This is a genomic window from Bartonella sp. AA81SXKL (genome assembly GCF_042196945.1).
Classification (GTDB): Bacteria; Pseudomonadota; Alphaproteobacteria; order Rhizobiales; family Rhizobiaceae; genus Bartonella.
In genome coordinates this window covers 1-299 of the sequence record NZ_JBHIRH010000303.1, presented here as the reverse complement: position 1 = coordinate 299, position 299 = coordinate 1, and the positions used below count along the sequence as shown (strand labels likewise).

Below are 299 nucleotides of genomic sequence, written 5' to 3'. Positions count from 1 at the left end.
AAAGTATACAAATCAACCAAAAGCAAAAACGTGAAGGAAAACTTGATAATGGTATTCCTTATTTCGTTATACCTGTGAACTTTATAACCACAACAAATTCTGGAAAAAAGCGTTCTATTCAAACTGAAGTTATTGCTCTTTTTTCCAATAACCAATGGTATTTTATCCGTGGTAATGACGAAGCAATCTTAAACATAACCAATGACGCATTTCCTGGACTGGAGAAAATAAAAATCAATCCCCAAAAAATCACAAAAATAATGTAACTTTTGAGAATAAGTGCATGAACAAAAGCAGTA

The 299-nt window shown here is 31.4% G+C and carries 1 pseudogene; it reads left to right on the top strand.

Going from position 1 to position 299, the window contains the following annotated elements:
* Positions 1–266: pseudogene (locus ACFINZ_RS11280) on the top strand (hypothetical protein); the annotation flags it as partial.
* Between the last annotated feature and the right edge of the window lie 33 nt (positions 267–299).